General features: G+C 35.7%; 26 protein-coding genes. All 26 read left to right on the forward strand.

All coding sequences use genetic code 11. The features are described 5' to 3' along the window. The 26 genes from lhgO to BUA72_RS03595 all read left to right on the forward strand — a co-directional run bounded on the left by lhgO (position 1) and on the right by BUA72_RS03595 (position 24,911). Positions 1 to 1,191: an L-2-hydroxyglutarate oxidase gene (gene lhgO / locus BUA72_RS03470; protein ID WP_072921808.1), complete on the forward strand. Its 1,191-nt coding sequence runs from the start codon at positions 1 to 3 to the stop codon at positions 1,189 to 1,191. Positions 1,192 to 1,229: 38 nt separating this feature from the next. Next, entirely contained in the window at positions 1,230 to 2,357 is a 1,128-nt protein-coding gene (locus tag BUA72_RS03475; RefSeq protein ID WP_072921809.1) for a DegT/DnrJ/EryC1/StrS family aminotransferase, read from the forward strand. A gap of 10 nt (positions 2,358 to 2,367) precedes the next feature. Continuing rightward, on the forward strand, positions 2,368 to 2,940 hold the full coding sequence (locus tag BUA72_RS03480; protein WP_072921810.1) for an acyltransferase: 573 nt from the start codon (positions 2,368 to 2,370) through the stop codon (positions 2,938 to 2,940). A 10-nt stretch (positions 2,941 to 2,950) separates the two neighbouring features. Next, positions 2,951 to 3,961: a Gfo/Idh/MocA family protein gene (locus BUA72_RS03485; RefSeq protein WP_047449852.1), complete on the forward strand. Its 1,011-nt coding sequence runs from the start codon at positions 2,951 to 2,953 to the stop codon at positions 3,959 to 3,961. Beyond that, positions 3,948 to 5,240 carry a lipopolysaccharide biosynthesis protein gene (locus BUA72_RS03490; RefSeq protein WP_072921811.1) on the forward strand — a complete coding sequence of 431 codons (1,293 nt, stop codon included), beginning with the start codon at positions 3,948 to 3,950 and terminating at the stop codon, positions 5,238 to 5,240. Before BUA72_RS03485 ends, BUA72_RS03490 begins: the two co-directional genes overlap by 14 nt. 5 nt (positions 5,241 to 5,245) lie before the next feature. Then, on the forward strand, positions 5,246 to 6,148 hold the full coding sequence (locus BUA72_RS03495; RefSeq protein ID WP_072921812.1) for an AAC(3) family N-acetyltransferase: 903 nt from the start codon (positions 5,246 to 5,248) through the stop codon (positions 6,146 to 6,148). Positions 6,149 to 6,158: 10 nt separating this feature from the next. Next, complete coding sequence (locus BUA72_RS03500; RefSeq protein ID WP_072921813.1) at positions 6,159 to 7,697, forward strand: AMP-binding protein; 1,539 nt, start codon at positions 6,159 to 6,161, stop codon at positions 7,695 to 7,697. Position 7,698: 1 nt separating this feature from the next. Beyond that, the gene (locus BUA72_RS03505; protein WP_072921814.1) at positions 7,699 to 8,535 is read left to right on the forward strand and encodes a GNAT family N-acetyltransferase; all 837 of its coding nucleotides are present in this window, start codon (positions 7,699 to 7,701) and stop codon (positions 8,533 to 8,535) included. Continuing rightward, positions 8,516 to 8,746, forward strand: a complete 231-nt coding sequence (locus tag BUA72_RS03510) for a phosphopantetheine-binding protein (protein ID WP_047449840.1) — start codon at positions 8,516 to 8,518, stop codon at positions 8,744 to 8,746. The genes BUA72_RS03505 and BUA72_RS03510 overlap by 20 nt, the downstream gene beginning before the upstream one ends. 2 nt (positions 8,747 to 8,748) lie before the next feature. Continuing rightward, positions 8,749 to 9,816: a 3-oxoacyl-ACP synthase III family protein gene (locus BUA72_RS03515; RefSeq protein WP_072921815.1), complete on the forward strand. Its 1,068-nt coding sequence runs from the start codon at positions 8,749 to 8,751 to the stop codon at positions 9,814 to 9,816. 13 nt (positions 9,817 to 9,829) lie between these two features. Next, positions 9,830 to 10,051 carry an acyl carrier protein gene (locus BUA72_RS03520; protein ID WP_034748097.1) on the forward strand — a complete coding sequence of 74 codons (222 nt, stop codon included), beginning with the start codon at positions 9,830 to 9,832 and terminating at the stop codon, positions 10,049 to 10,051. Further along, a complete protein-coding gene (locus tag BUA72_RS03525) occupies positions 10,044 to 10,811 on the forward strand; it encodes an SDR family NAD(P)-dependent oxidoreductase (RefSeq protein WP_072921816.1) in 768 nt (255 codons plus the stop codon). The genes BUA72_RS03520 and BUA72_RS03525 overlap by 8 nt, the downstream gene beginning before the upstream one ends. A gap of 4 nt (positions 10,812 to 10,815) precedes the next feature. Beyond that, entirely contained in the window at positions 10,816 to 11,559 is a 744-nt protein-coding gene (locus tag BUA72_RS03530) for an SDR family NAD(P)-dependent oxidoreductase (RefSeq protein WP_072921817.1), read from the forward strand. A gap of 2 nt (positions 11,560 to 11,561) precedes the next feature. Further along, complete coding sequence (locus BUA72_RS03535) at positions 11,562 to 12,191, forward strand: MBL fold metallo-hydrolase (RefSeq protein WP_072921818.1); 630 nt, start codon at positions 11,562 to 11,564, stop codon at positions 12,189 to 12,191. After that, entirely contained in the window at positions 12,181 to 13,500 is a 1,320-nt protein-coding gene (locus tag BUA72_RS03540) for a polysaccharide deacetylase family protein (protein ID WP_072921819.1), read from the forward strand. The genes BUA72_RS03535 and BUA72_RS03540 overlap by 11 nt, the downstream gene beginning before the upstream one ends. Beyond that, positions 13,501 to 14,712: an O-antigen ligase family protein gene (locus BUA72_RS03545; RefSeq protein WP_047449825.1), complete on the forward strand. Its 1,212-nt coding sequence runs from the start codon at positions 13,501 to 13,503 to the stop codon at positions 14,710 to 14,712. Positions 14,713 to 14,793: 81 nt separating this feature from the next. Next, positions 14,794 to 15,867: an acyltransferase family protein gene (locus BUA72_RS03550; RefSeq protein WP_083544112.1), complete on the forward strand. Its 1,074-nt coding sequence runs from the start codon at positions 14,794 to 14,796 to the stop codon at positions 15,865 to 15,867. Then, entirely contained in the window at positions 15,864 to 17,051 is a 1,188-nt protein-coding gene (locus BUA72_RS03555) for a glycosyltransferase family 4 protein (RefSeq protein WP_072921820.1), read from the forward strand. The genes BUA72_RS03550 and BUA72_RS03555 overlap by 4 nt, the downstream gene beginning before the upstream one ends. After that, the gene (locus BUA72_RS03560; protein WP_072921821.1) at positions 17,035 to 17,955 is read left to right on the forward strand and encodes a hypothetical protein; all 921 of its coding nucleotides are present in this window, start codon (positions 17,035 to 17,037) and stop codon (positions 17,953 to 17,955) included. The genes BUA72_RS03555 and BUA72_RS03560 overlap by 17 nt, the downstream gene beginning before the upstream one ends. Positions 17,956 to 17,964: 9 nt before the next feature. Continuing rightward, positions 17,965 to 19,110, forward strand: coding sequence for an N-acetyl sugar amidotransferase (locus BUA72_RS03565; protein WP_047449816.1), 1,146 nt, complete (start codon positions 17,965 to 17,967; stop codon positions 19,108 to 19,110). After that, the gene (gene hisH / locus BUA72_RS03570) at positions 19,107 to 19,721 is read left to right on the forward strand and encodes an imidazole glycerol phosphate synthase subunit HisH (RefSeq protein ID WP_072921822.1); all 615 of its coding nucleotides are present in this window, start codon (positions 19,107 to 19,109) and stop codon (positions 19,719 to 19,721) included. Before BUA72_RS03565 ends, hisH begins: the two co-directional genes overlap by 4 nt. Before the next feature lie 6 nt (positions 19,722 to 19,727). Next, entirely contained in the window at positions 19,728 to 20,492 is a 765-nt protein-coding gene (locus tag BUA72_RS03575) for an AglZ/HisF2 family acetamidino modification protein (RefSeq protein WP_047449809.1), read from the forward strand. 4 nt (positions 20,493 to 20,496) lie between these two features. Continuing rightward, the gene (gene asnB / locus BUA72_RS03580; RefSeq protein ID WP_072921823.1) at positions 20,497 to 22,311 is read left to right on the forward strand and encodes an asparagine synthase (glutamine-hydrolyzing); all 1,815 of its coding nucleotides are present in this window, start codon (positions 20,497 to 20,499) and stop codon (positions 22,309 to 22,311) included. Between the two features lie 13 nt (positions 22,312 to 22,324). Beyond that, positions 22,325 to 23,359, forward strand: coding sequence for a polysaccharide biosynthesis protein (locus tag BUA72_RS03585; protein ID WP_072921824.1), 1,035 nt, complete (start codon positions 22,325 to 22,327; stop codon positions 23,357 to 23,359). A gap of 8 nt (positions 23,360 to 23,367) precedes the next feature. Beyond that, positions 23,368 to 23,796, forward strand: coding sequence for a WxcM-like domain-containing protein (locus BUA72_RS03590; RefSeq protein ID WP_072921825.1), 429 nt, complete (start codon positions 23,368 to 23,370; stop codon positions 23,794 to 23,796). Continuing rightward, complete coding sequence (locus BUA72_RS03595; RefSeq protein WP_072921826.1) at positions 23,793 to 24,911, forward strand: polysaccharide biosynthesis C-terminal domain-containing protein; 1,119 nt, start codon at positions 23,793 to 23,795, stop codon at positions 24,909 to 24,911. The genes BUA72_RS03590 and BUA72_RS03595 overlap by 4 nt, the downstream gene beginning before the upstream one ends. Positions 24,912 to 25,032 lie beyond the last annotated feature (121 nt).

The raw sequence follows: 25,032 nt of genomic DNA on the forward strand, positions 1-25,032 counted from the left end.
ATGAACTATGACATCATCATCGTTGGGGCAGGCCTTGTAGGACTTGCCACAGCGTATCAGGCTAAACTTAAGAATCCGAGTTCTAAGATTCTTGTTTTAGAAAAAGAAAAAGATGTTGCGCTGCACCAGTCCGGTCACAACAGCGGAGTGATTCATAGTGGAATATATTACAAGCCGGGAAGTCTTAAGGCAAAAAACTGCATCGAAGGTTATAATACCGTCATCAATTTTGCTGAAAAGTATGGAATCAAATATGACCTTTGCGGTAAAATCATTGTGGCTTCATCACAGGAAGAACTTCCCCTGCTGGACAACATCTATAAAAGAGGGGTTGAAAACGGTCTTCAGGATCTTCAGTACCTTTCAAGAGATGAGTTCAGAGAAATAGAACCACATTGTGAAGGAATCAGAGCCATTAAAGTTCCTCAGACCGGAATTATAGATTATCCTGGAATTGCTAAGAAAATCAAGGAGCTTTTTGAAGAACTTGGTGGTGAAGTGAAATTCAACACTGAAGTTAAAGCAATTACCAACACAGGTTCAGAGATTATTGTCAAAACCAATACTTCTGAATTTAAAGGTAAAAAACTGGTTTCATGTGCTGGCCTGTACTCAGATAAACTGACCAAAATGACCAATAAAGAGAACGATGTGGTCATTATTCCTTTCAGAGGAGAATATTATAAAATTAAGGATGAGAAAAAACACCTGGTAAAACATCTTATTTACCCGGTTCCGGACCCCAGTTTCCCATTTTTGGGAGTTCACTTTACCAGAATGATTGACGGTAATATTGAAGCCGGCCCTAATGCTGTTTTAGCCTTTAAAAAAGAAGGATACAGCTTTTTTGACTTTAATTTTGAAGAGACCATGCAGACTTTGATGTGGCCTGGTTTCAGAAAAATTGTCGCCAAATACGGCAAAACCGGAATGGGAGAAATGCACCGTTCTCTTTCCAAATCTGCATTTACAAAGGCACTGCAGAAATTACTGCCGGAAATACAGGAAAGTGATCTTGTTCCAGGAGGTTCAGGAGTAAGAGCTCAGGCATGTGACAGAAACGGTGGATTGATTGATGATTTTGATATCGTGAAAAACGGAAATATTATTCACGTAAGAAATGCTCCATCGCCTGCTGCTACATCATGCCTTTCTATAGGAAATAAAATTAGCGAACTGATAGAAAATTAAACTCCGTTATCATTAACGGAATTCAACACCTATTACATATGAAAATCCAGATGGTTGACCTTAAAGGTCAATATGAAAAAATAAAAACTGAGGTAGACGCCGGTATTCAGGATTGTATCAATAATACGGCATTTATCAATGGTCCTGCAGTGAAAGAATTTCAGCAGGATTTCGAAAAATACCTGAACGCAAAACACGTTATTCCATGTGCTAACGGAACAGATGCCTTACAGATTGCGATGATGGCTCTTGGCCTGAAACCTGGAGACGAGATCATCTGTCCTGCATTTACTTATGTAGCTACTGCTGAAGTAATGGGACTTCTTGGATTGATACCGATCATGGTAGATGTCAATGAAGATACCTTTGATATTCAGCTCGAAGGCCTTGAAAAATACATTACCCCCAATACCAAAGCCATTGTTCCGGTTCATTTATATGGACAGAGTGCAGATATGGAGAAAATTCTTGAATTTGCAGAGAAACACAATCTCTTTGTGATCGAGGATAATGCTCAGGCTATTGGTTCTGACTATACTTTTTCTGATGGAACTGTTAAAAAAACAGGAACGATAGGACACATCGGATGTACGTCATTCTTTCCATCAAAAAATCTGGGTTGCTACGGAGACGGAGGTGCCCTGATGACGAATGATGACGAAATCGCTTTAAAAATAAGAATGATTGCCAACCACGGGCAGGAAAAGAAATACCATCATAAAGTTTTAGGATGTAATTCCAGACTGGATACTATTCAGGCAGCAGTCTTAAAAGTAAAACTTACCCATCTGGACGAATATTCTGCAGCCAGAAATAAAATGGCGGATTATTACGATGAGCATTTAGCCGGTATTTCTGAAATTTCTGTTCCTAAAAGAGCTGACAATTCAACCCACGTTTTTCATCAGTATACCCTTAAAGTAAAAAACGGAAAAAGAGACGGGCTGCAGAAATATCTTGCAGAAAAAAATATTCCAAGTATGGTATATTATCCGTTACCGCTTTACAGACAGGAAGCTTTTCAACAATATGTAGCTGAGGGATTCAGCCTTCCGGTAACAGAAAAGTTATGCTCTGAGGTGATTTCACTTCCGGTTCATACAGAATTTGATCAGGAAGTCTTGGATTATATCATCGCAGAGATTAAAAATTATTTTAATTCATAAAAAAATAAATATGTCGGATTTTTTTGCACACGAAACAGCTGTTATTGATGAAGGATGTCAGATAGGAGCCGGAAGTAAAATTTGGCACTTTTCACACCTTATGCCAGGCTGTGTTTTAGGAGAGAAATGCAATATAGGACAGAACGTAGTGATTTCCCCTAAAGTAGTTTTGGGAATGAACGTAAAAGTTCAGAATAATGTATCCATTTACGAAGGAGTTACTTGCGACGATGATGTTTTTCTTGGACCTTCTATGGTTTTCACCAATGTGATCAATCCAAGAAGCGCTGTCAACAGAAAAAATGAATACCTGAAAACACACGTAGGAAAAGGAGCATCTATAGGAGCTAATGCAACAATTGTCTGCGGACACAATATTGGCCAGTATGCCTTCATTGGAGCAGGAGCTGTGGTGACCAAAGAAGTTCCGGATTATGCCCTGGTAGTAGGGAATCCGGCAAGACATATGGGATGGATGAGCGAATTCGGACAGCGTCTTCATTTTGACGGTAATGGAATCGCCGTATGTGAAGAAAGCGGAGAACAATACAGATTAGACAATAATAAAGTTTCGAAAATTTAAAAAAATACAGATGTCTGAAAAAATAAAATTTGCAGTAGTAGGCTGTGGGCATATCGGGAAAAGACATGCCGAGATGATTTCAAGAAATCCGGAATGTGAACTGGTAGCCCTGATTGACGTAAAAGATAAATCATTGTTAGGAATAGACTCTTATGATGTTCCTTTTTTTGCATCACTGGATGAATTTCTTAATTCAGGTATTGAAGCAGATATCATCAATATTGCTTCCCCGAACGGATTCCACTTTGAGCAGGCTCACCAGGTGGTAGCTGCCGGAAAACATGTGGTGGTAGAAAAACCAATGACCCTTAATAAGCAGGATGCGGAACAACTGATCTTTCAGGCGCTTCACAAGCATAAGCAGGTATTTGCCGTAATGCAGAACCGTTATTCACCGCCTTCAGCATGGATCAAAGAAATTGTGGAAAGCGGAAAGCTTGGAAAAATATTCATGGTACAGTTAAACTGTTACTGGAACCGTGACGACAGATATTACAAGCCTGAATCATGGCATGGAAAGAAAGATCTGGATGGCGGAACACTGTTTACCCAGTTCTCTCACTTTATCGATATTATGTACTGGCTTTTTGGGGATATTACCAATATTCAGGCAAAATTTGCAGATTTCAATCATAAAGATCTTACTGATTTTGAAGATTCAGGGTTCATCAGCTTTGACTTTGTCAATGGCGGAATGGGATCACTGAATTATTCCACTTCAGTATGGAATCAGAACCTTGAAAGTTCTATGACGATCATTGCAGAAAACGGTGCCGTGAAAATCGGTGGTCAGTATATGGATAAAGTAGAGGTATGTAACGTAAAAGATTACGAAATGCCTGTACTGGCTCCTACTAATCCGGGAAATGACTACGGAGCCTACAAAGGATCTGCAGCCAACCACCATTACATCATCGAAAACGTGGTAGATGTACTGAAAGGTAGAAATACGATTACTACGAATGCCCTTGAAGGTCTGAAAGTAGTGGATATTATTGAAAGAATTTATGCCAATAAGTAATTTTTTTTCTCAGCTGAAAGAAAAACTTAGCAGTGATTTCAGAAAGAACCTTGTCGTAATGATCGGAGGTTCTTTCTTTGCACAGGTAATCCCTATACTTTTTTCATTTTTACTGACCAGGCTATATACTCCGGAAGACTTTGGCGTATTTTCCAATTTTTCTGCCGTTCTCTCATTTCTGTTGGTTTTTATGCTGATGAAATATGAGATGGCTGTCATCCTTCCGAAAAAAGACTCTTTAGCGGCCAATCTATTGGTACTCTGCCTTGGGATAGGCGTATTTTTCTTTCTGTTGATGTCATTAATTATTTATCTCTTTGATGATTTCATTTATAAAATATTTAAATTTGAAAACCGTGATAATTTTCTGTTGTATATTCCAATAGCAGGACTTTTGTTTTCAATATTTAATCTGTTGAATGAGTGGTTTGTGAGAAAAAAATATTTTCAGGCACTCGTCAAAAATAAAATTGTCAACAACTCTTTCATAGCAGGGATTTCTACAGTGTTGCCGAAATTAAATATGATGACGCTGGGACTTGTAAAAGGACAGATCTTTGGCCAGATTATTTCAGTGTCGGCCGGAACTTATGTGGTGTTGAAAAAAGACAAACATCTTTTCAAAGCAATAGACATAAGAATTATTAAGCGATTATTTTTCAAATATATCAATTTTGCAAAATTTAATATTCCGGGACAGCTGATCAACACCTTGTCTGTGCAGATTGTGGTTTTTTATCTTACTTCTCAGTTTGGATTTAAGATAGTGGGACTTTATGCACTTACAGACCGCTTTCTGGGAGTGCCCCTGTCATTTATCGGAAATGCAGTAAAAGATGTATTCAAGCAAAAGGCATCGGAAGATTTCAGAAATAATGGTGAGTGTTTAGGAATATATAAAAAGACAACTCTTTTATTAATGGCCTGTTCGCTGCCCCCATTTATCATTCTGTTCATTTTTGCTCCGGATCTGTTTGGCTTCTTTTTCGGAAGCGAATGGAAAGATTCGGGAGTATACGCCCAGGTGCTCTGTATTATGTATATGTTAAGTTTCATTACAATGCCTACAGGATGGCTGTTTGTGATCGCTGAAAAACAGAAGTTTGACTTTTTATGGCAGACATTATTCCTTATTTTTACACTCGGTTCCCTGGGAATCAGCTATGTTTTTTTTAAGGACAATGTGGTTTATACGTTGCTATTATTATCGGTAGGAAGAAGTATTACGTACCTGATACAAATGGCTATGACATACAGGCTTGCAAGCGGTAAAGTTTAATTACAATGAAAAAGAAAATTTATGATCTGTTAAGAACGAAACTGAAAGTACGGTCTTTAACACATCTTAGAAATAAATACAAAAGAAAATCCGATAAGATGTTTTATCGGAAAAAACTGACATCCCAGGATTTTATTGAAAAATTTAAATCTATGGGTGTGCAAAAAGGTGATGTTATTTTTATTCACAGCTCATGGGATGAGTTCTATAATTATGAAGGAACACCGGAATCTTTTATTGATCTTGTTCTTAATATGATAGGGGAAGAAGGCACTCTTTTAATGCCATCTTATCCTTTAATCAGAAAGAAAGGGGGAACATTCAGTATTAAAACCACCCCTACATTGGCAGGATTATTGCCGGAAGTTTTCAGAAATTATAAAAAAATAGAAAGAAGTCTGGATTATCATTCTGTAGCGGCATATGGGAAACTTGCTGCTTATATTACAGAATCGCATATTGATTCGGAATCTTCATGGGATGAAAAATCACCCTATTATAAACTTGCAGAAGTAAAAGCAAAGGTATTCTCTTTAGGATTGGGAAAACATCATGTAGGAACTATTATGCACTGTGCAGACAGTATTTTAAGGAGAGATTATGAATATTTTGATCTGTTCTTCAAAAAGCATGAGCAGATTACCATAAAAAAACAAAACGGAGAAATCATTGTGAAAGATTATCTGACCAAAGAAGATGACTTTTATTATGCTTTCACCGAAAGTTCGCACTGGAGTGTTGTGAAAAAATATTTTGATAAGAATAAATATAAAATAGACAAACTGTCAAACCTCCATATAACCATGTTTGATGCGGAGTATGTAGTCCATAAGGCTATAGAACTTGGCAAAAAAGGAATTGTGGTGTACACACAGCCGGACGCCAAAAAGTATACATTTAGTAAATAATATATTACTTATGAAAAAGAATTTGATCGAATATTTTATCAATACATGCAGTATATTTCCTGATAAAACGGCTGTAGTAGAAAACGAAAATAGAATCAGCTTTCACAATTTATATGAAAGAACGGTACTTCTGGGGAAACTTTTACTGGAGAAAAAAGATATTTTAAATAAGCCCGTTGCTGTTTATCTTCCGAAATCCATTCACTGTGTGACTGCAGATTTAGGAATTATGTTTTCAGGTAATGCTTATCTTAATCTTGACGTTAAAAGCCCTTCACAAAGGGTTTCAGCAATCCTTAATCTGGTAGAACCTGAATTTATTGTTACCACCAATGCCTTTAAGAAAAATATAGAAGGTGTTTACCCGGAAAGCAAACTCATACTGATTGATGAAATAGATTTCGGTCAGTCTCTTGATTACAGCAAAGAAGGTGAAAAACTGTTCAGCAGACTGGAGAGCGGCTCTATCGATACAGATATGTCGTGCATCATCAACACATCGGGATCTACAGGTGTTCCTAAAAGTGTAGCGCTGAACCACAGAAGCTTTATTGATTTTATAGAAATTTCAAAAGATATATTCAAATTCTCAGATGATGAAATTATCGGTTCCCTATCACCGGTTATTTTTGATATTTACAGTTATGAGCTATGTATGCTGATGGCACACTCAAGTACATTGGTTGTACTGCCTGAGCATTTAGCCGCATTCCCTATAAAAATACTGGAAGTCCTGGAAAAAGAAAAAGTAAGCTTTATCTTCTGGGTTCCTACCATCATGGTGAATATTGCCAATATGGATCTTCTTAAAGCAATTGACCTGTCTTCTTTAAAGCTGGTATGGTTTGCAGGAGAAGTTTTCCCGACCAAACAATTCAACTACTGGTATAAATCTCTTCCACACACTAAATTTGCTAATTTATACGGACCGATAGAAATTACGTTAGACTGTACGTATTACATTATAGACAGAGAATTCAGAGATGATGAGCCGCTTCCGATAGGATTTCCATACAGAAATACAGACGTTCTGATCATCACGGAAGATAATAAAAAAGCAGAACAGGGAGAAGAAGGAGAACTTTGTGTAAGAGGATCTTCTCTGGCTTTAGGGTACTATAATGCCCCTGAAAAAACGGCTGCTGCATTTGTAAACAATCCGCTTAACAATCATTATCCCGAAACCATATACAGAACAGGAGATGTGGTTTCAATGAATGAGAAAGGAGAAATTATATTCAAAGGGCGTAAAGATACCCTTATCAAACACCAGGGATACAGAATTGAGCTGGGCGAGATAGAACATATCGTCGTGAATACCCTTAAACTGGTGAAGAACGCATGTTGTGTCTATGACAGACAGAACAAAGAAATTGTCCTGATTTATGAAAATGATACAGAAGTGGAACCCAATGTTTTCAGAAAGGAAATATTGAATGTACTGCCAAAATACATGATTCCTACAGTGTACAATTTCCTTGAAGAGATGCCTAGAAACCCCAACGGGAAAATAGACAGAGCATTCCTTAATCATCAAATCAACGCTTAAGATGAAAGAAGTGGAAGTTTTCAGTTTTGATGTTGTCAAAGAAGAATTAAGCAGACTCAGAAATAAAAATCTGAGGACTAATTTCTTTCTTTCTGAAGAAAAGCTAGGCTTTTTGAAAGACGGCCATCAAACCGTAGCCTACAGATCAGATAATGGATTCTACTTTTTGGTAGAACAGGAAGGCTTCTATAAATATTTTTTCATCTCCAATGATATGCAAGACCTTCAGGCTAATCTGAAGCTCGTAGAAGAAAAATACGGTAACCATATCATCGTATCTGAAGTGGTTGGTAATGAAGATTACCTAAAAGAAATTAATGATCAGTTTCAGGGGAACAATTTTCATGAATACACCCGTTTAGTGCGCATGAGCAGAATGAGACCGGAGCCGGTACATTTTGAGCTTCCACCAAATATTCATCAGCTTGATGAGGATAAGCTGGATGAATTGCAGAATATTTATCTTAAATATTTTAATAAATTTGCAGAGCAGATTCCTACACGGGAAGAACTGCAGAAAATGATCGAAAAAGAAGACGTGTATTACTATTCGGACGATTCCAGAATTCAGGGGTTTATCATATTTGAAAATGCCGGAATTACCTCTCATCTGAGATATTGGTTTGTAGATCCGGAATACAGAAGTAAAAAAATAGGATCAAAGCTCATGGATGTATTTTTTACTAAATTTGAGCAGGTAAAAAGAGAAATTTTCTGGGTAATTGACAGTAATGAGAATGCTATTAAAAGATATAAGCATTTTGGGTTTAATGAAGAGAAAATGTATAATATTGTACTTATAAATAAAAAACTTAAATATGAAGAACAAAATAATTGAGATATTAAACAGTGTAAGACCAGAGTTCGATTTTTCACAGGAAACTGATTTTATCAGCAGAGGCCTTTTGGATTCTTTTGATATGGTTTCACTGGTAACGAGTCTGGATGAGCAATTCTCAATATCAATAGACGGAACAGACATTCTTCCTGAAAACTTTGAAACATTGGATTCTATTGAAAATGTTTTGAAGAAAAATGGAGCCGCATAATTATGAAAATCCAAACTTCACATAAAAAAATATCAGGAATACTGACCGTTTTGCCTTCAAATGTTGTCAGGTTTGAAGACGAAATGCATCATTATTCATTTTCGGAAGCCAAATCCATGAAGCTGAAAATGGCGATGGGATTCAATACAAAACGTATTGTAGCATCTGAAGACATTACCAGCTATGATTTTGTTGTAAAAGGACTGGATTATCTTGTTGAAAACAATCTGTTGAATACATCTGAGATTGATGCTGTGTTATTTGTATCGCAGTCGCCTGAATACATCATGCCGCCTACAAGTAATCTGCTGCATCAGTATTTAGATCTCCCAAATCATGTTCTATGCATGGATATCAATCAGGGATGTGCAGGTTTTATCATAGGTCTCCAACAGGCATTTATGCTGCTGGACAATCCTTCCATCAATAAAGTTTTGCTTTGTAATGCTGATGTTTTAAGTCCGAAAGTATCCAAGCTGGACAGAAACAGTAATCCTCTGATTGGAGATGCTGCAGCGATTACTATTGTGGAAAAAGATACTGAAGACCGCCCTATTTACGGAGAAATCCTGATGGATGGAAAAGGAGCAATGGCTCTTAATATTCCTGCAGGCGGGGCAAGACTTCCAATTACTGAGGAAACAGGAGAATTGTATGAAGATTCTTTTGGTAATAAGAGAAGTAAAAACCATTTGGTGATGCAGGGGGATAATGTATTCAATTTTGTACAGACCAATGTGCCGGAACAGGTGGGAAGAATTTTAACAGAAGCAGGAAAAACAGCTGATGAAATAGATTATTTCCTATTCCACCAGCCCAATAAGTTCATGCTTCAGAAGCTTGCTGATAAAATAGGGGTAAGCAGAGACAAGCTTCCAAGCAACGTGGTTGAAAATCACGGAAACTCAAGTGGTGTCACCATACCGGTAGTTACTGCTTTTAACCTGGGAGAAAGACTTGAAAAAGAGCGTATGGACGTCTGCTTTTCAGGATTTGGGGTAGGCCTTACATGGGGAACTATCGTTATGAATATCGGGAACATGAATTTTTGTAAACAAATAGAAGCTTAAAATAAATATAAATATGGAAAACTTTTTAGAACAGATGTCGGAAATTTTGGAAGTAGATCAGGTAAACTTAGGAGATAACCTTGAGGGGTTTGAAGCTTGGGATTCTTTGGCTACTCTTTCAATTATTGCAATGGCGGATGAAGAATTTGGAGTTTCAATCGTTAATCAGGAAATCACTGATGCTAAGACTGTTGAAGGACTTTACAATTTAATTTTATCTAAACAGAATGCTTAACGTAAACGGTTTTCTGGATTTTTCTTCAAAAAATATACTGATAACTGGTGCCGGATCCGGTATTGGCAGAACTACGGCAGTGACTTTATCCGCACTGGGCGCGGAACTGGTATTACTGGATATTAATGAAGAAGCCTTAAAAGAAACACAGAAGCAATGTAAAAATGCTTCTGTTTTACTGGTTCATGATCTTTCAGATATTCATGGATTGAAAAAAGCTGTGGAAGAAAAAGTAGCCGAAACAGGAAAGCTGGACGGTCTGATCAACGTGGCGGGAATTCCCTGCGTGCAACCGTTGAAAACTTTAAAAATGGAAACCGTAGAAAAAGTGTTAAGAATCAATACTTTGGCTGCATTGGAACTTTCCAAAATTTTCTGCAGTGTTAAAAATCATAAAGGGGATTATCCTTCCATTACTTACATTTCATCTGTATATGGTATTGTAGGGTCTGCAGCGAACGTGGCCTATTCAATGTCAAAATCTGCACTGCACGGAATTACAAAATCACTGTCTATTGAAATGGCATCTAAAAATATCAGGGTAAACTGTATAGCCCCGGGATTTATAAAAACAGAAATGCTGGAAGGGGTATCAACGATCTTTGACGAGGAATACAACAAAAGACTGGAGGCTCTTCACCCAATGGGACTTGGAGAAGCACAGGACATCGCCAATGCTGTTGTTTTTTTAGCATCAGACATGAGCAGATGGATTACCGGAGCCGTTTTATCAGTAGACGGAGGATTTACAGCAATATAAAAATATGAGACCAACAGTTTTATTAACAGGAGCTACGGCAGGAATCGGCGAAGATATCGCTGTGAAACTATCAGAAAAGTATGATCTTGTGCTTACAGGAAGAAATACAGAAAAATTAAAAGAACTGCACCCTAAGCTTTCGGAAGGATGTACATCCTATCTTCTTCCGATGGATTTAAGCAATCTGGAAAATGTGGAGAAAACACTTATCCAGTTTTTGCAGGAAAATAATCTTAATATCCATAAGCTGGTACACTGTGCCGGGTTTATGAAGATGATTCCTTTGAAATTGGTTAATAATGATTTCATGATGGAATGTTTCACAACCAATGTGTTCTCTGCTAATTTGCTGGTAAAACTGCTCGTTAATAAAAAAAATAACAATTCATTACTAGATTCCGTGGTATTCATTTCCAGTAATATCAGTAACCGTGGAGCCAAAGCAATGAGCACCTATGGAGCTTCAAAATCTGCGCTGGACGGTCTGATGAGGAATTTAGCTGTAGAACTGGCGCCGAAGGTGAGATTTAATTCTGTACTGCCAGGAGCGGTACTCACTAAAATGACTCAGAATATATTTGATAATGAAGATGTAATGTCCAGAATGCAGGCTCAGTATCCTTTGGGGATAGGTTATGCAAAAGATATTGCTGATGCTGTAAACTTTTTATTGTCCGATGATGCCAGATGGATTACAGGACAACAGATGACTGTAGATGGAGGGCGTTCTATTAATATATCATCTTAAAAATGGAACTATTCATTAAGAGATTTGAAAATAGACCAGTAGATTCAAACTGTTTTTTAATTTTTAATGAACAGAATACGGCTGTTGTTATTGATCCCGGGACTCAGGATCATACCGAACTGTATGAGTTTATCGCGAAAGAAAACCTTAAAGTTGAATATTGTATTATTACGCATGGCCACTTTGACCACGTATATGGTATAGAAGATATAGTGTCCCGATATGATCCGAAGTGTGTTCTAAGCAATGAATCACTGGCCTATATTGGGAATATTAAGAAAAACCTTTCCGTGTTTTATGGAAAACAGTTTTCTTATCAACTCCAAAATTATATAGCTGTCTGTGAAGATGGCTATACAATTAATTGGGATGGTCATGACTTGGAATTTTATCATACAAAAGGACATACAGATTCATGCATCAGCTGTAAAATAAATAATGATGTTTTTGTGGGAGATTTAATGATAAAAGGAGAGAAAACAGTGACTAAATTACCTTCCGGAAACAAGGGGATGGCAGAAAAGTCAATCAATACGATGCTGAATCTTGCCGGAATAGAAATAATCTACGGCGGACATGGTGAACCTATGACAAAAATGGAGGCAAAGAAATTTTTTTTCAATGAGAACTGAAAATGCATTAAAATATACAATTGATACGATCCTGACGATTGCGCTGGGATATAAGATTGATTTTTCTGTATCTCATTATTCAGAGAAAAATATTGAAATTGTATGTAGAGATAAAAAGATGAATTTCCTTATTTGTGGGACTGATGATTTTCAGGAACTGCTTGAAGGGAAATTAAACCTGTCTTCTGTTTCAGCTTTCGATGAGTACAGTCAGATTCCTGTTATTAAAACTAACGGGGAGGAAAACCTGTATCAAAGGGATGAAGAAAAACTAACGGTCAATTTTGACTTACTTTCTTTGCCGTTTATTTTACTTTCCAGTTTGGATGAGTATCTCTCGGAAGATAAAGATGAGTATGACAGATTTCTGTATAAAAACAGTATTTCTAAAAAATATGATCTTATTAAAATTGCGTTGGTAGATGAATATGCCATGTTGATAAGAACAGTTATTCAAAAAGAATATCCTGATATTGAAATCAGGCCAAGGAAATTCTCTGTTACACCAACCCATGATATTGATGATATTTATCGTTTTACAGGGCCTTTTAAAGCAGTAAAATCAATTATCGGACAATTGGTGAATACGTGGGACTTTAAAGAAGTTTTTTCTGCGTTTAATTTTTTTCTGCAGAGTTTATCAGATAAATGTAAAGACCCTTATTTTAAAGGAATTGAAAAGCTTTTTAAAGACTCTGAAGCTAATGGTCTCAAGTCGGTCTTCTTTTTTATGGCCGGGAATCCGTCAGCTTATGATTCCGGATATGATATTTATGATGAAAATCTGAAAGAAATTTTCAAAAAGATTGATGCTTCGGGGATGACCTCAGGAATTCATCCGGGTTTTTACACTTTCAGGGATATTGATGTTCTAAATGAACAGGTTGGAAGAGTGGCCGGAGCTACGGAAAAAGAGATTACACACTCGAGACAGCATTATTTGAGATTTGACAGAAGAAAGACTTTTGATAATCTGGAAAAGGCTGGAATTCATACGGACTATACCATGGGATTTGCGGAAGAAGAAGGATTTAAATGTGGTACTTCACATGAATTTCATCCTTATGATTTGGCGAACGACAGACCTTATAAGATCAAAGAAAAACCTCTGATCGCAATGGATGTAACAATGAGCATGTATAAAAAATATTCTGTTTCTGAAGCTAAACAGGTTTTGGAAACTTTATGTGAAAGGGTAAAAAGGACGGGAGGAGATTTTATCATATTGTGGCATAATGCTTATGTATACAGAGAAATGGAATTTTACAACAAAGTATATTTAGAATTTTTAAAGAAAAATACAGGATAGATGAAGGATTTTTTTAGCACCGTTTTTTCTTTTAATTTTTTTAAAATATTTATATATTTTATATTCGTTTTTTCAGGATCTATCAAGTGGATTCCTTTCCCTATTGACCTAACTTTGTTTTTTGGAGGGTTGTGTGTTATCGTCTTGTTTTTTGAGATCAAAACAATTACTATTTTTCGAAAAGAAGTATACAATCAAGTATTTTTGATTTTAATCTTGTTATCCTTTTTTGCATTTTCGAATTTTTATACGGTATCGTACATTTATTCAGATAAAAAAAATGAGGCAATGTTTCTGAACTTCTTTACGGTTATCTATCCTTTATTTGCATTTAAAAATGTAATTTTTAAAGAACTTCAGAAGCTGATGTATCTGGTGGGTATCTTTGCAATCTCCATGTTATTATATGTATACTTTACATCAACATTTATTATATTCTTTGATGCAACTCAGTACATAGAAAATGTACCTACTTACCTTAGTATTGGTATTATGCTCTCAGCATGTTTTGTCTTTTCATTATCCAGCAAACCTACCATCGCGGTTATTGCATACCGTCTGGTTCTTCTATTCCTTTTAACTCAGCTGGGAGGAAGAGGTCCGATATTTAATCTTATTCTATCCCTTTGTATTTATTATATGTTGAATTTGAAAAATCTTAAATTCAATTATAAGGTAATTCTTACATTTATGGCTGCTATTCTTGTTGTGATTTTCTATCTGGATAATATCATTGATTTGATTATAGAAAATGTAAATGTTGATAGATTCAATATGGTAAAGGCATCATCTGAGGACGGGAGTGTATTATATAGAGTGATGGTTATGAAAAGAGGGTTGGAAACGTTTTATGAACATCCTTTTTTAGGGTTGGGAATAGGAAGTTCCGGAATCGCTCTTACGGGTGAGGATCAAGTAGAATTTCCCCATAATTTGATTGTTGAAAGTCTTATGGAATTAGGAATAATGGGAGGCGTTTTATATCTGGGGATTTATATTTATTTTTTTGTTTATCATCTAAAATATATTAGAAAAGATAAAAAAATACTTATTATTTATATTGTAAGCCTTTTATTCTTTCTTGAAGATATGAAAAGTGGTTCTTTTGATGGGTGGAGAATAAGTTTGTTTTGGGTGAGTATATATCTCGTAGAATATAATTTCAAAATGAATAATGCTAAAAACTCTAAACAGCATTTAACAAAAACGTAACTCATTCAGATTTAGATTTTATTTCTAACCAATTATTAGTATTCTTTTGATTATAATATTTAATTACTAAAACTCACATTGATGATTCAAAAAAATATAAACAAAATAAATAATTTCGACCTCATAAGGCTTTTGGCAGCTTTGGAAGTTGTTTTTACGCATTCGGTACATCATCTTGAGATTAAAGGTGTTATAGGTGAATTTGGAAATCTGTTTGTTTATTATTTTCCCGGAGTTCCTATTTTCTTTACAATCAGTGGATTTCTAATTTATTGGTCGTATGATAGAAATTCGGATAATATTGTAAAATATTTGAAAAATAGGCTGTTAAGGCTTTATCCCGCACTTTGGTTTTGTTTAATTATAACCGTAATATTGTTATTGTTTGATGCTAAACAACCCTTTATCATTCTAAAAGCTGGTGAGTTTTGGTTATGGATTGCTGCCCAATTAACGCTATTTCAGTTCTGGACGCCTGACCTGCTCAGATTTTGGGGTGTAGGAACTCCCAATGGAAGTTTATGGACTATTTTTATCGAAATACAGTTTTATTTATTTGTTCCGATATTATTTTTTCTACTTAAAGTCTTCAGCAAGCAGAAATTTATTATAATACTGGCTATTATGTTGATTTCAATTGGGGTGAATCTTTTCTTTGGACAGTTTTCTGAAGATTCAATGATAGCTAAACTTGGTGGAGTTACTGTTTTTCCATATCTCTATAATTTTCTTTTTGGTGTGCTGGCATACCATTATTGGGATAGAATTAAGATTCTTGTTGAAAAGAAAATGCTGCTTTGGCTGGCTGCCTACATGCTATATATCAATATTTTTGGAAATTGGATGGGGAATGATTTAAATTCATACTTTCTTTATACTCCATACCATTTAATTTCAAATATATTTTTAGCTTTTGTAGTACTTTCAACGGCTTTTACTTTTAATAATACCAGTAATAAGATTCTCAATCATAATGATATATCATATGGAGTATATATTTTTCATATGCTAGTCATCAATGTTTTAGTTCAGCGGGGATTAATCCACAGTACCTATTATTTTGTATTAGTATTTATTGCAACCATAACATTAGCATCTATTTCCTGGTTTTTTGTCGAAAGGAAATTTTTAAAACTTAAAAATTTAAAAAAATGAAAATATTAATGCTTTGTGAACTTTATGTAGAAAGTCTGGAGTATCAGGAGAATTTACTGGTGAAATATTACCAAAAGCATGGCCATGAAGTGACTGTCATTACTTCTACCTATGATAATGTATTTGATTATTACAATAACATCCATGATAATTCTAAGCCTGAAAGAATATTGTATGATCATGGAGCAAAAATCATAAAGCTTCCATTTAAATTTAATTATTTAGGGAAAATTAAAAAATATACATCCATTACAAAAATTGTAGAAGAAGTTAAGCCGGACCTCTTATACATTCACGATATTATGCCTAATATGTTTGAAATGCTGGATTACAAAAAAAGGAATCCTCATGTGAAGATGATTATGGACTATCACTGTGATTATAGCAACTCTGCAAATAACTGGCTTTCTTTAAATATTCTTCACAAGGTATTGAGAAAGTATATATACATGAACCCGATCCGTAAACATATAGCAAAATTTTATCCAATAGTTCCGGGAAGTACCAAATTCCTTAAAGAAGTATATGGCATTCCTGTCAACGAAATGGAAGTGCTTCCTTTAGGAGCAGATACGGATATGGTGGAAGAGTTGAAAAATCAGGGAGCAGGAAAAGAGATCAGGAAAAAACTGGGAATTGCTGAAAATGATGTTATCATTTTTACAGGAGGAAAATTTACACCTGCAAAAAAAACAGATCTTCTTCTTAAAGCATTTAACGAAATTAATGATGAAAGATTACATATGATTATAGTTGGAGATGCCGATCAGTATAACCAGGAATATAAAAAAGAATTACTAAGTTTGTCCGATAATAATCCGAATATTCATTATATTGGATGGTTGAATAATAAAGGGGTATATGAGCATCTTTCCGCATCAGATATTGCTGTATTTCCTGCCAGCCAGTCTATAGTTTGGCAGCAAGCTATCGCTTCGGGACTTCCATTGATTGTAGGAGATGTAGGAGAGCAATCTGTTCAGTACCTGAATGAGTTCGGTGCAATTATTGAATTGAGTTCGGAAAATATAACTAAAGAAAATATAAAAAAGAGCATTGAGCAGATTTTGTATGTTGAAAATGAACTCAGCTTAAGAAAAGAACTGGCTTCAAAAACAGCAGCAAAATATCTGGACTGGAATCACCTTATTAATAAAACACTTTCGCATGTCAAAACTACTTAGTAACAGTATTTTATGTTTTGTATTCCTGATCGGTGCAATACACATTTCTGCACAAAAGAAAGCCAAGAAAGCAGTTCCCGAAGTACTGATTGCTTCCGGAAATAAAAGTGTCGAGTATAAAAAATTCATATCCGATAATAATATAAAACTGGTAAGTTTTGTCAATGACAGACAGTTTTTGGACGAGAAAAAAGAATTTGCCTTTAATCCGGAGCATCTCCGTGAGCAGGTAAGACTGGCTTATCCTGATCCTAAAGCAAAAGGGATGGCCTATATAGATCTGGAATACCCCTATCTTGAGTATCTGATTAATGAAGATGTTTCCAGCGATAATTTTAAAAAAAGCTTAAAACTTTTTCTGGATGTATTGAAACTTGTAAAGGCAGAAAGACCTGGGGTGAAATGGGGATATTACTATATTCCTTTTACGACCTATTGGGAAAGGAAAACAGATTTTTTTGAAAGACATAAAAAGGTTCAGGAAATTATTAATAACAGCGATGTATTGTTTCCTTCAATCTATATTTTTTATAATAATGCCGATTTTGATTCTGAAAATATTGATTATTTAAAAGACAATACCAGAGAAATGATCAGAATCGGACAACTCTACAATAAAAAAGTATATCCGTTCATAATGTCCCGCTACCATCCCTCTACCGCCAAAATTGGCAATGGTAGAATCAGTACAGAAAATTTCAGAACCTATGTATCTGAAATGATGAAAACAAACTATAAAGGGAAAAAGGTAGATGGAATTGTTCTATGGAATTTCGATGATTATTCCTATAGAATTAAAGAACCGAAGATTCATGAAGAATTTAGTAAAAGTAAAATTAATTTTGATAAGTTTTACGATGATTATATCATGAGCTTATTAAACATAATGCTAAAAGAAAGATAACATAAAAAAATGGGAAAAGAAGATACTTATCAGATTTGTACAAAAACAATTATGGATACTACAGATCCTAATATTGTTTTCAATGAAAAAGGTGAAAGTGATTATTACATCAATTATAAAGAAAGTATTCTGCCTAACTGGCATACAGATGAAAGAGGTTTAAGAGAGCTGGAACAGGAGGCTGAAAAAATAAAAAAAGACGGGAAAAACAGAGATTTTGACTGTATTATTGGATTAAGCGGTGGGCTGGACAGCTCCTACGCAGCCTATGTAGCCAAAGAGATCATGGGATTGCGTCCACTTATTTTTCACGTAGATGCGGGCTGGAATACAGACAGAGCGGTAAGCAATATCGAAAAACTGGTTAACGGGCTTAATTTGGATCTCTATACCGAAGTAATCAATTGGGAAGAGATGAAAGACCTGCAGGTAGCATTCCTGAAATCTCAGATTGCAGATCAGGATATGCCACAGGATATTGCATTCTTTTCTGGTCTTTATAAGTTTGCCAAAAAAAATAAAATAAAATATGTCTTAACCGGGGGAAACTTTTCTACCGAATGTTGCCGTGAGCCCGAAGAGTGGGGAGCATATCCTGGAATTGACAAGACATTAATTTTAGATATTCATAAAAAATTCGGAAAAAGAGATCTTAAAACATTCCCGATCGTGGATATTATGAGCTATAAGCTGTATTACAAATATGTTTTGGGAATGCAGGTTTATAAGCCTCTGAACTGTCTGCCATATATCAAAAAAGATGTTGAACAGCTATTGTTAGACAGATATGGATGGGAAAGTTTTCAGCATAAACATCATGAGTCGAGATTTACCAGATTCTTCGAAGATTACTGGATGCCGAGAAAATTCGGATATCAGAAAAGAAAAGCCCATTTCTCCAGTTTGATTCTTACCGGACAGATGACAAGAGAAGAAGCTTTGGAAAGAGTGTCTAAACCTGAGCTTTCTGAAGAATTTTTACTGAAGGAGTTTGAATATGTGGCTAACAAGTTAGACCTGACTACAGATGAACTTCAGAAATTATTTGAAGGAGAAAACAAAACATACCACGATTACAAAAATAAAAGACAACTTATTGGTCTTGGTGCAAAATCAATGAAAGTATTGGGGTTAGAAAAAAGATTATTTAGATGATAACACTTATTGATTACGGGGTAGGAAACATCAATGCCTTTGTAAATGTATATAAAAGGGTTGACGTTCCTGTAAAAATAGCCAAAACTAAAGAAGATCTGGAAGGGGCAGAAAAACTGATTCTTCCGGGAGTAGGGCATTTCGACCACGCAATGACTGAGCTGAATAACTCTGGAATGAGAGATAAACTGGATGATCTTGTGCTTGGCCAGAACATCCCCGTTATTGGAATATGTGTTGGAATGCAGATGATGGCCAATAATAGTGATGAAGGAAAACTAGACGGTCTGAAATGGATTGATGCTTCTGTGAAGAAATTTGACGAAACAAAAATTCATCAGGTGACAAGACTTCCGCACATGGGTTGGAATGATGTAAAACCCGTTAAAGATATTCCATTGTTTAAAGGCCTTGAAACCGACTCTATTTTTTACTTTCTTCATACGTATTATTTTCATTGTAACAATCAGGAAGATATTATGGCTATTACGGATTATGGAGGTGAATTTGCTTCGGCTGCACACCATGACAATAAGTACGGAATACAGTTTCATCCCGAAAAAAGCCATCATTATGGCGAAATCTTATTACACAACTTTGCAAAATTATAATCACAAATGCTGAGGCCTAGAATTATACCGAGTCTTTTACTCCAGGATAATGGACTTGTAAAGACTGTCAATTTTAAAAATCCAAAATACGTCGGAGATCCCATCAATGCCGTAAGGATATTTAACGAAAAGGAAGTCGACGAACTTGCTATTTTTGATATCGATGCTACCGCTAAAGGCCTTGAGCCGAACTATAGCCTGATTGAAAGAATAGCGAACCAGTCCAGAATGCCACTTTGCTACGGCGGTGGTGTGAAAACTGTAGAACAGGCTCAGAAAATTTTTGGACTTGGAATCGAAAAAATAGCACTTTCTTCCGCTGTACTTCAAAATCCACAGTTAATTACTCAAATCGCAGAACGTGTAGGTTCCCAAAGTGTGATTGTAGTCCTGGACGTAAAGAAAAAACTTTTTGGAGGCTACGAAGTCTATACCCACAATGGTAAAAAAGCTACTGGAATAGATCCCTTTAAGTTTGTAGAAGAAGCACAGAAGCTCGGGGCTGGTGAAATAGTCATTAATTCGATAGATCAGGACGGTGTTATGAAAGGGTATGATATGGCTTTAATCAATAAGGTTAGAGAAAAGATATCACTTCCGCTTACCGTTTTGGGAGGTGCCGGTACTTTGAATGATGTGAAGCAGGTCATCGATAAACATGGAATAATAGGGGTCGCTGCAGGAAGTCTGTTTGTATTTAAAGGAGTTTATAAAGCTGTTTTAATAAATTATCCTACTTTTGAAGAAAAGGAAAAATTAATACAAAACTAACTGGATGTGTGGTATAGCAGGAATAGTTTATAAAAATCACACTGTAGTAAAAGAGGGAACGCTCAGAAAGATGACAGATAAAATGTCTCACAGAGGTCCTGATGCTGAAGGTTTTTTTATTAAAGAAAATTTGGGATTAGGGCATAGAAGGCTCTCTATTATTGATACAAGTGAATCCGCCAATCAACCGTTTCATCTGGGTGACAAACATGTCATGGTGTTCAATGGCGCTATTTATAACTACATTGAATTGAGAAATGAACTTGAAAAATATGGCTACACATTCAAAAGTACATCTGATACTGAAGTTTTAATTGCTTCCTATGATTATTGGGGAGAAGAATGTATTAAAAAGTTCAACGGAATGTGGTCTTTTGTCATTTTTGATTCAGCGAAAAATAAATTATTCTGCTCTAGAGACCGATTCGGAATCAAGCCTTTCTATTACTTTGTGGATGATAATCAATTTATTTTTGCATCCGAAATCAAACCTATTTTAGAAATTCAAAAAATAGAAGAAGTAAATACAAAAGTATTACTTGAATATTTAATTGTCAATATGTCTGAGCAGTCTGAGCAGACATTTTTTAAAAGTATATTAAAGCTCCTGCCATCACACAGTTTAAGTTATGATTTAATAAACCATTCAATCCGTATCAATAAATATTATGATATTGAATTTAGAAAGGAAATTAATGATTTGAATCTGGAAGAAGCAGGTGAAATATTTGAAAAGGAGTTTGAAAAATCCATAAAATTAAGATTACGTTCAGATGTAAAAATAGGAACCGCCTTAAGTGGAGGTCTTGATAGTGCTTACGTTGCAGCAATAGCCAATAAAGTTCTTGCTGAAGAAGAAAATTATGAAAAGCTTACAGCAATTACGGTAGGCTCAATAGATAAGGCTTCTGACGAAAGCGAACTTTCTGATATTACTGCCAATGCTTTAGGTATAGAACATGATGTGGTAACACCAAAATCCAGCGAATTTCATCATACGTTTGAAGAAGTAATTTTCAAGCATGAAGAACCTTTCGGAGGTATTTCTGTTTATATGCAGAAGTTCTTGATGAAAGAGGCAAATGGTCTGGGAATTAAAGTCCTTCTTGATGGGCAGGGAGCAGATGAAATTCTGTTAGGATACAAAAGCTATGCTGTAGCTTATATGAAAAATCAGAATTTTTACCAAAAAATAAATCAGCTGCACAAAATAAGAAAACATTATAGTATATCCTTATTAGAAGCCGGCGGAATGTATCTTTATTTTTCACTGTTCTTTATGCGTAAGTTGAGGCTCAAAATGAGAGGAGAGATCTTAAAGAAAAAATACAGTGATCAGATTGATTTTAAGGAAATTAAAGGAGTAACGAAGTCATATAGAGACATTTTCGAACTTCAGAAAAGTGAAATATTTCGGGATCTTCTTCCTGAACTTTTAAAATGGGAAGATAAAAACTCTATGAGTTATTCTATAGAGTCCAGACTGCCGTTTTTAGATTATAATTTTGTTGAAATATGCCTTTCTATCAACAATAAGTTTAAAATAAAAAACGGATGGTCCAAATACATCCTGAGAAAAAGACTTGAAAAATATCTTCCCGATCAGATTACATACAGTACAAGAAAAATTGGGTTTGATGCTCCTACTGAGCATTGGTGGCCAAGATCAGAAGATATTATTGACACCATCAACAATTCAAAAATTATTCAGGAAATTTCAAAAAAGAAGTTTAATTTTATAACTGACCGAAGTTTAGAATGGAGGCTTTATAATATTGCAGTTTGGGAAAAACTGTATAACATGAAGATAGAAAAATAATAAAAAAACGCATATGCAGATAAAAGATAAAATACTTCTTATTACCGGGGGAACAGGTTCATTTGGAACTGCCGTATTAAGAAAATTCATAAATACAGAACACTTCAAGGAAATCCGTATTTTTTCACGTGACGAAAAGAAACAGGATGATATGAGAAATCAGTTTAAAAATGATAAACTGAAATTTTATATCGGAGACGTTAGAGATTATAAAAGTGTAGAACCTGCCATGAGAGGGGTAGATTATGTTTTCCATGCCGCTGCTCTTAAACAGGTTCCGTCATGTGAATTCTTTCCTATGCAGGCCGTGAAAACTAACGTTGAAGGAACTCAAAACGTTATTGACGCTGCCTCACAGAATAAAGTAAAAAAAGTGATCTGTCTCAGTACAGACAAAGCTGCCTATCCTATCAATGCAATGGGGATTTCCAAAGCAATGATGGAAAAAGTAGCGGTGGCGGCCTCACGTAATTTAGAAGATACTACAGTTTGCCTTACCCGATACGGAAACGTAATGGCCTCAAGAGGATCTGTAATTCCACTGTTTATCAAACAGATTAAAAGTGGAGATCCTATTACCATCACAGATCCCAATATGACCAGATTTCTGATGTCTCTGGAAGAAGCAGTGGATCTGGTATTGTTTGCATTTGAGCATGGAAATTCCGGAGACTTATTTGTGAATAAAGCACCTGCAGGAACTATTGGAGATCTTGCACAGGCATTAAAGGAAATGTTTAAGGCGGATAATGAAATAAAAATTATCGGAACAAGACATGGGGAAAAGCTTTACGAGACATTGTGTACACGTGAAGAAATGATCAAAGCTGAAGATATGGGCGATTTCTACAGAATTCCCGCAGACAACAGAGACCTGAATTATGCCCAGTATTTTTCCGAAGGAATAGATGATATTTCAAAAATTGAAGACTATCATTCTCACAATACAGAACAGCAGGATGTGGAAGGTATGAAAAAACTGATGCTGAAACTTCCATTGATTAGAAAAGAAGTTCTGGGAGAAGATATTATGCAATACCCCGACTAAAAAAACTGATGGAAATACCTGAATTGATTGTAGGAGGGAAATATTCTGATGAAAGAGGCAGCCTGTTTTTCAACAACAGTTTTAATGCAGCCGGTATCAAAAGAATCTATTATATAGAGAATGCAGATACGGAATTCATCAGAGGATGGACCGGCCATAAAATTGAACAGCGATGGTTTTCAGCAGTAGAGGGTAGCTTTCTTATAAAATTAATAAAAATAGATAATTGGGAAACGCCTGCAGCGGAATCTGAAATCCTGGAATTTGAAGTCAGTGCAGATACCCTCGATGTTTTGCATATGCCTAAAGGATATGTAAGTGCAATACAGGCAAAAACAAAAGAAGCAAAACTGCTGGTGATGGTAGATCACGCTTTGGGAGAAGTTAATGATGACTATCGGTTTCCAGTGGAGTATTTTAAAAAATTATCACGATGAAGAAAATAGGAATTACCGGGCAGAAAGGTTTTGTCGGTTCACATTTATACAATACATTAGGCTTAAGACCAGAGGATTTTGAAAGAGTAAACTTTGAAAAAGAGTACTTTGAAACCCCCGAAAAGATGGATGAATTTGTAAAGCAATGCGACGTAATTGTTCATCTTGCCGCCATGAACCGTCATCCGAATCCTGAAGTCATTTATGCAAGCAATGTAGAACTGGTCAAAAAACTGACCAACTCTCTGGAAAGAACGGGCTCTAAAGCTCACATACTCTTTTCATCTTCATCACAGGAAGAGAAAGACAATCTCTACGGGAAATCCAAGAAAGAAGGGCGTGAAATACTAGCCGCCTGGGCTGAAAAATCGGGAGGAACATTTACAGGAATGATCGTTCCCAATGTTTTTGGACCTTTCGGAAAACCCAATTACAACTCTTTTGTTGCTACATTTTGCTACAAGCTGACCCATGGCGAAACTCCCGTGATTGATAATGACGGTGAAGTAAAGCTGATTTATGTTGGAGAACTGATTCAGGAAATTATCAGTCAGATAGAAGCCGGAGAGACCCAGAATTTATATGAAGTTGCTCATACATCTGTAAATAAAGTTTCGGAAGTGCTGGCTAAGCTGGAGAACTATAAAAAACTGTATTTTGATAATGGTGAAGTTCCGGTATTGGAATCTAAGTTCGATTTAAACCTTTTCAATACGTTCCGCTGTTATTTTGACATTAAAGATCATTATCCGGTTAAATTTACACAACATACAGACCCGAGAGGTGCTTTTGTTGAGGTAATAAGATTGGGAATCGGAGGACAATGTTCATTCTCCACTACAGTTCCCGGAATTACACGAGGAAACCATTTTCACACTAGAAAAATAGAAAGATTTGCCGTGATCAAAGGAAAAGCCCTGATCCAGCTGCGCAAAATAGATACCGATGAAGTTCTGGATTTTTATTTGGACGGTACAGATCCTGCCTATGTAGATATGCCGGTATGGTATACTCATAATATCAAAAATATAGGGGATGAAGAATTGTATACCATCTTCTGGATCAATGAACCTTTTAACCCGGAAGACGCAGATACTTACTTTGTGGAAGTATAATTTATGATTGCATTGAAAAAAAATAACCTGGAATTTTTATTTTTATTCCTGATAACCTTTGGATATATTTTTATTTATTCATTAGCGTTGCCGACTAAAATTCCTAATGAATATTTTTCAA

Source organism: Chryseobacterium sp. OV279, assembly GCF_900128945.1.
Lineage (GTDB): Bacteria > Bacteroidota > Bacteroidia > Flavobacteriales > Weeksellaceae > Chryseobacterium.